The organism is Allofournierella sp. (assembly GCF_017889395.1).
In the GTDB taxonomy this organism is placed as follows: domain Bacteria; phylum Bacillota; class Clostridia; order Oscillospirales; family Ruminococcaceae; genus Allofournierella.
In genome coordinates this window covers 1-6,050 of sequence record NZ_JAGHKE010000112.1, presented here as the reverse complement: position 1 = coordinate 6,050, position 6,050 = coordinate 1, and the positions used below count along the sequence as shown (strand labels likewise).

The window sequence follows — 6,050 nt, the reverse complement described above, 5'->3', positions numbered from 1 at the left end:
TTCACATTCCTTTCTGTGGGGCGGCCGGTGCTTTGGGCCGCAGCGGCGCGCCGGGCTGGCGCACCAGACAGTATTGGGTCAGTTCAAAATGGCTTTTCAAGGTCTTGTACACATCAAAGCCGTAGTGGTTGTAGCGGGGCAGGTTGGCCGGGTTGTGGGTCTCCAGCGAGATGAGCAGCCCGTGCTCGTCGGCGTAGTCCAGCACCGGCTGGATCATCTTATGGCCCACCCCCGCGCCCTGCAAGGCCGGGCGCACCGCGAAGTAGATCAGCTGCATCCGGTTGTCCGGCAGCTCCTCGGTCCAGCGGGAGTTCAGGTACTGCCGGCCCAGAAAGAAGTTCCACAGGGTTTTCAGCGACCAGTCCTCCCGCACCAGACACACATCGGTTTTCAGGGCGTAGAAGGCCTCGGTGGAAAAATACCGCAGCGGGTCGTAGGGCTCGGTCTCGTCGTCCAGAATCACCAGCCCGCCCACCTCGTGGCTGTCCGCATACACGTTGCAGCAGGAGAGCATCTCGTTGGCGTCGCAGTTGAAAATTTCCGGCAGGGTGCGCTGGCGCACATCCGCGTCCGGGATCAGCTGGCGATACAAGGGGTCTGCCTGAAAGCACTCGGTCAGGGTGCGGATCACGTTGGGGATGTCGTATTCCGTGACCCGGTAAAGTCGGTCGGTCTGCACGGCGGCTCACTCCCCTTTCCCGGCAAAAAACTCGCCGGTGGCCTGCTTGAGGGCCTTGCTCAGCCGGGCAAGGTCGGCGGTCTCGTTCTTGACGATTTCTTTCAGCAGCTCCTGCTGGTCCTTTTTCAGCTGCTTGACCTGGGCCAGGGCGGCGGTGTGGTCCGGCTTTTCGGCGGTTTCCTCCGCCTTGATGCGGCGCAGAAGGCTCCCCAGCGCCAGCCGTTCCTGCAAGCGGCCCGCGCCCCACATCAGCCGCTCGGGGGGCTGGTTGCGGGCCTTGTCCGCAAAGTAATCCACCACCGCCGGGTCAAAGGCGTTGGCGTAGCGGTTGTCGTCGATGTCGCACAGGCTCTCCACCGCCTGTTTGCCCATGCCCGCGGCCAGCTGCCAGGCAGCGGTGTGCAGCGCGTTCAGGTTGGCCTGGGTGTTCTCGTGGGGGAAGATGGCGTTTTCGCTCCAGTCCAGCCGCACGAAGCAGTCCTGCGCAAGGCGGAAGAGCTCCAGCAGGCGGCGGCGCAGCGCGGCGCGGTCCGCCTCCTCCATCGTCACCTCGCCCTGATTCACCTTCCAGACCCAACGGGTGAGCTTGTCCGCCCGGCGGGCGGCTTCGGCCAGCTTTTTGCGGAAGGCGCCCTCGGTCTGGGGGCTCAGCTTCTGGCTGGTCAGGCTGGCATCCAGCGCCCACAGCCGCTCGGCAAAGTCCAGCGGGGGCAGCACACAGCGGTCCAGCCGCAGCAGCACCCAGGTGTAGAACAGATGGTGAAACAGATACACCTTTTCATCGTACGCGCCGTCGTTGTCAAACTGGGAGTGGTAGTGGGTGGCCATGAACCGGCCGCCGCCGAACTCGTCCACCATGCTGGGCACGCCGCCGATGGCCATGGAGAAATCGTCCGACCAGGTCTGCACCGGGCAGACGACCCCCACGCCCTTGGGGTAGAGGTTCGCCACCTCCTGGGGCAGGGCGCGGATGCACTCCTTTAAAAAGCGCTTCAGCTCGTACACGCTGCGCACCTGATGCTTTTTGCCGTGGGCGTGGGCGGGCAGCTCCAGATTGATGTTGGCGATGACCCGGCCCGCCCAGTCCGGCCGGACCCGGAAGATCTGATTGTAAGCGCCGGTGGACCAGTCGTAGCGGCTGTCGATCACGCCCCATTCCTCGGCGGCGAAGGCGCAGAACACCAGCGTCTTTTTGGGCTTGTAGCCCGCCAGCTTCAAAGCCCGGGCCATGCCCAGCATCAGGGAAACGGCGGTGTTGTCGTCCTGGAAGCCCTCAAAATAGGAATCGTAGTGGGCGCTCACCACCACCATCTCGTCGGTGTCCTCACCGGGCAGGGTGCCCATGATGTTGTAGCTCTCGGTTTCGGGCATCACGGTGGACAATGCGTCCAGCGTCACCTCGGCGCAGCGGCCGAAGCCAAGGTGCGCCGCTTCGGCCAGAGCGGCCGCGTCCTTGCGGGAGATGGAGAAGGCCGGCGCCTGCCGAGGGCCGCAGATGTTCTGGGCGTTCAGCGCCTGCTCGTTCACCTCGCCGTAGCCGCCCGCCTGCACCGCCAGAATGGCCGCCGCGCCCCGCAGATGGGCCTGATAGGCCGGATAGTTGATCCACCAGTCGTTTCGCTGGTTGATGTGCACCAGCACCAGCTTGCCCCGCACGTCCAGCCGGTCCAGCTCGGCGGCGGTGCCGGTGCCCGCGTCAATGAGGGTGTAGTGCTTCGGGCCCTTGGTGTCGAAGTCGGTCTGGTAGCTGCCCAGCTCGGCGGTGTGAGCGCGGCCCTCTTCATCTTTATAAGTAAGTCGGGCATGGTGGAAGTCCCACCCGTCCAGCGTAAAGCGGTGCTTTTCCACCGAAAGGCCGATGGCGCGCATCTCGGCGGCCAGCACTTCGCCGGTCTCGAACTCGGCCCGGCTGCCGGCGGTGCGGTAGCCCAGCACCGGGTTGGTGCGGGGCTCCTCCATCCGCTTTGCCAGCACGTAGGAATAAGAGATATCCAGATACCGCCGGATGCGGTTCCACTCCTGCAGCTGCTGTTCGATTGTTTCCATACTCGGTTCCCCCTCCAAACGGCGAGCCGGTTTGGCTCGACCGCGCAAATTAATCCATTTTAATCTTGGTATATCACAGCCGCCGGGCTTTGTCAAAACAAAAAGCCGGGGAGCCTTAGCCGGGGTGACATAAGAAAACAACGCCGGAAAAGGCCCGCTTTTGCGGGATTGCAGCGTCAAAGCCCCTTGACAACCACCAAGGGTGCCTGCGAGGCTTTTCCTTGCACTCCCATCAAAATCGGGCCTTTTCCGGTGCTTCGCAGTTCTGCCCCAGGATTTTGGATGCAGAAAGTGCGAAAAGGGGCAGAGCAAGCCTTGGTGGCTTGCCTGCCCCTTTGAACATTTTGTGCGCCAAAATCCTACGGCAGAACCGTCGTTTTCTTGTGCCACACCGGCCTTACTCCCCGGCCCGTTGTTCTGTTTTCGCTTCAGGCGGGCTGTTCGGCGAGCAGCTGCTGCACCGTAACCGACCGCATGGAATTTTCCATCACCTGCTGCAGCTCCAAGAAGTAGTGCTGCATGCCCGCGATGGCGCCGCTCTGCTCCGGCGTTTTTGCCGTATCATCCAGGCAGCGGCCCAGCATGGTGTGGTCCTCCATACAGGTGATGATGTCCAGCATGGTGATCTGGCTGGCGGGGCGGCCCAGCTTGTGGCCGCCGGTCACGCCGCTGCGGGCCTGCACCAGCCCGGCCTTTTTCAGCCGGCTGAGCACCCGGGGAATCACATTTTCCGGCACATCCATGGCCGCGGCAATCTTGCCCGCCTGCGCATAATCGGTCTGCTGCGCCAGATAAAGCATACAGCGGATACCGTAATCCGTTTCCAAACGCAAACGCATGGGAAATCGCGTCCTCCTTTCCGTTGTTCTCAAACTCTCTCATCCAAATATTGATAAAACGCCCGCAGGCAGGATGTATAAAGCCCGCGAGCGGAGTGATATTCCTTTGGAATCCCGTCAAAGCGGGTGGATTATTTAAATAATGATTTAAATAAAAGAAAGTTCATTGTTTAATCATAGTATGGATGGCTGTTTTTGTCAATAAAAGTACGATCATTCGCAAGCAACATTTCACAATTTGTTAAGATTCTTTGCGCCGCCGGTGAACTCGGCCTGTATTTTGTGTGACATTGTCGCTTTTTCGCCCATAAGGCAGTTGTAAAACTGCTCAAAATCGAGTAAAATGGTAGACAAGGGAACCACCCTTCTGATTGATGAGCGCAGGGAAAGGAGCGTTTGGTATGGAATTCTATCGTTGTGAACACTGTGGCAATATTGTTGCCTTTTTGAACAAGAGCGGCGTGCCCGTGGTCTGCTGCGGGGAGAAGATGAAGCTGCTGGAGCCCGGCGTGGTGGATGCCGCGGTGGAAAAGCACCTGCCGGTGGTGGCCGTGAACGGCCGCACGGTGACGGTGAGTGTGGGCAGCGTGGCCCATCCCATGACCGAGGAGCACCTGATCCAGTGGATCGTGCTGGAAACCAGCCAGGGCTGGCAGCAGAAGGCGCTTTCCGCCGGGGACGCCCCGGAGGTAAAATTCGCGCTGGCCGAGGGCGAGGCCCCGGTAGCCGCCTGGGCATACTGCAACCTGCACGGCCTGTGGAAGACCGTGATCTGACCCTGAAAAACACATTGGCCCCCGGAGAACTCCGGGGGCCTTTTTCTGTATTTCAGCCCAGCGCCAGGTTCAGCGCCATCAGCAGGCCGAAGCCCACCGCCGCCGCCAGAACGCCCCCGGCCCCCTGCTGCGCCGCCGCGGCCAGCGGCTCCTGCACCGCCGCCGCCAGCATCACTCCGGCGGCCAGCGCCAGCAGCCAGGGCATCAGCCCGGCCAGCACGCCGCCCGCAAGCATTGCCGCCAGCGCCGCGCCCAGGGGTTCCACCAGTCCGCTGGCCACCCCCGCGCCGAAAGCCCTCCAGCGCCCGGCCCCGGCCCGCCAGATGGGCAGGCTCACCGCCGCGCCCTCGGGCAGGTTCTGCAGGCCGATGCCCACGCTCAGCGCCAGCGCACCCGCCGCGGCTCCGGTCTGACCGGCTGCGCCCGCCGCGGCCAGACCCACCACCATGCCCTGGGGCAGGTTGTGCAGCCCGATGGCCACCGCCGCGCCCCAGCCGCCGGACCTGCCCGGCCGGGCGGAGCCGTTTTCCAGCGCACCCGCCAGCCGCTCGGCCAGCAGCAGAAGTGCCGCCCCGGCCACCAGCCCCGCCGCCGGGGCAAGCCACCCGCTCTCGGCCGCGGGCAGCAGCAGATTGAACACACAGGCCGCCAGCATCACACCGCCGGCCAGCCCCTGGCCCGGTCCGCCGCCGGGCGCGGGCCGGGCCAGAAACACCGCCCCCGCCCCCAGTGCGGTACACAGGCAGGGAAAGGCGGTCATGGAGACCGCCGTCAGAATCTGGTGCATCTTGTCTCTCCCCCTTTCCTCTGCCCTCACCCTATGCGAAGGGGGCGGCGGGGGTTCCTGACCGGAGCGCCTGCGTCCATGGGGGGAAACCTGCCTGTTTTCAACGCTTTCCACTTTTTTGTGTGGAAAACCCGCTGAAAAGGGCCCCGGTTTTCCACAATGAGGAAACTGCCGGGGCCTTCTGTTTGCTGAAAATAATTCCTGTTACCTGGTTTTTGCCATTTTCCCACCATTTTTTTTCAGGGATTTTACAAAACACCGGGTTTTCCACACCCGGTGGAAACCCCCGATGTTGAAAACCTGTCGAAAACCGTGGAATACTTTTCGTATTTTTGTGGAAAACTTTCCCGCCGGGAATTACTCCACCCGGTATTCGTCGGCCAGATCCCCCCGGGTGGCGCACCAGTAGGCGGCCATGCTCTGACCGGGGGTGCCGGTGACCTCATCGGCCAGATACTCCGCCAGCGCGCCGGGCTGCCAGGCGCGGGCGGCGTCCTCGCTGTCGAATTCCACCTCGGCGTAGAAGAACTCGCCGGGCTGGCCCGCGTCCACCTGGTTCACCTCCAGCACAAGGCCGCCCTCCAGCCGGTAGCGGCGCTGCTCTTTCTGAATGAGCGGCCGCTGCAGAAAGGCCTCCAGCCGGGCAAAGAGCGCCGGGTCGATGGGCGCTTCGATCTCCTCCCGGGCCAGGCCATCCGCGCTGGCCTTGCCTTTAAAGCAGAGGATGTAATCGGTTTTGCCCTCGCTTTCCTCGCTGCGGATGCGCACGGTGGGGCGGGTCGTCACATACCCCTGGCGCATCACGAAGGTTTTCACCGGGGCAAGGCCCTGGGGCCAGCCCTTCACCAGCCATTTGCGTTCGATCTCCATGGTCTTTTCTCCTTTTTCGCGGCCTGCACCGGCGGCGGATTTCGCTTGCCACC

Annotated in this window: 6 protein-coding genes; 1 reads left to right on the top strand and 5 read right to left on the bottom strand. The window is 63.0% G+C overall.

Features of this window, described 5'->3' with window-relative positions; genetic code table 11:
- Window position 1: 1 nt before the first annotated feature.
- The 3 genes from J7G73_RS12060 to J7G73_RS12050 form a co-directional block, all read right to left on the bottom strand.
- Window positions 2-679, bottom strand: a complete 678-nt coding sequence (locus tag J7G73_RS12060) for an N-acetyltransferase (protein WP_087294070.1) — start codon at window positions 677-679, stop codon at window positions 2-4.
- A 6-nt stretch (window positions 680-685) separates the two neighbouring features.
- Window positions 686-2,725, bottom strand: coding sequence for a M28 family peptidase (locus tag J7G73_RS12055; protein WP_291246427.1), 2,040 nt, complete (start codon window positions 2,723-2,725; stop codon window positions 686-688).
- Window positions 2,726-3,153: 428 nt separating this feature from the next.
- A complete protein-coding gene (locus tag J7G73_RS12050) occupies window positions 3,154-3,564 on the bottom strand; it encodes an Rrf2 family transcriptional regulator (protein WP_087179927.1) in 411 nt (136 codons plus the stop codon).
- A gap of 401 nt (window positions 3,565-3,965) precedes the next feature.
- On the opposite strand from J7G73_RS12050, the gene J7G73_RS12045 reads away from it, so the two are divergent.
- Window positions 3,966-4,340, top strand: coding sequence for a desulfoferrodoxin family protein (locus J7G73_RS12045; RefSeq protein WP_087294074.1), 375 nt, complete (start codon window positions 3,966-3,968; stop codon window positions 4,338-4,340).
- A 52-nt stretch (window positions 4,341-4,392) separates the two neighbouring features.
- On the opposite strand, the gene J7G73_RS12040 is transcribed toward J7G73_RS12045, so the two are convergent.
- Both J7G73_RS12040 and J7G73_RS12035 read right to left on the bottom strand, forming a co-directional pair.
- A complete protein-coding gene (locus J7G73_RS12040) occupies window positions 4,393-5,127 on the bottom strand; it encodes a ZIP family metal transporter (RefSeq protein WP_247643422.1) in 735 nt (244 codons plus the stop codon).
- 357 nt (window positions 5,128-5,484) lie between these two features.
- A complete protein-coding gene (locus J7G73_RS12035) occupies window positions 5,485-5,997 on the bottom strand; it encodes a CYTH domain-containing protein (RefSeq protein WP_291246428.1) in 513 nt (170 codons plus the stop codon).
- Between the last annotated feature and the right edge of the window lie 53 nt (window positions 5,998-6,050).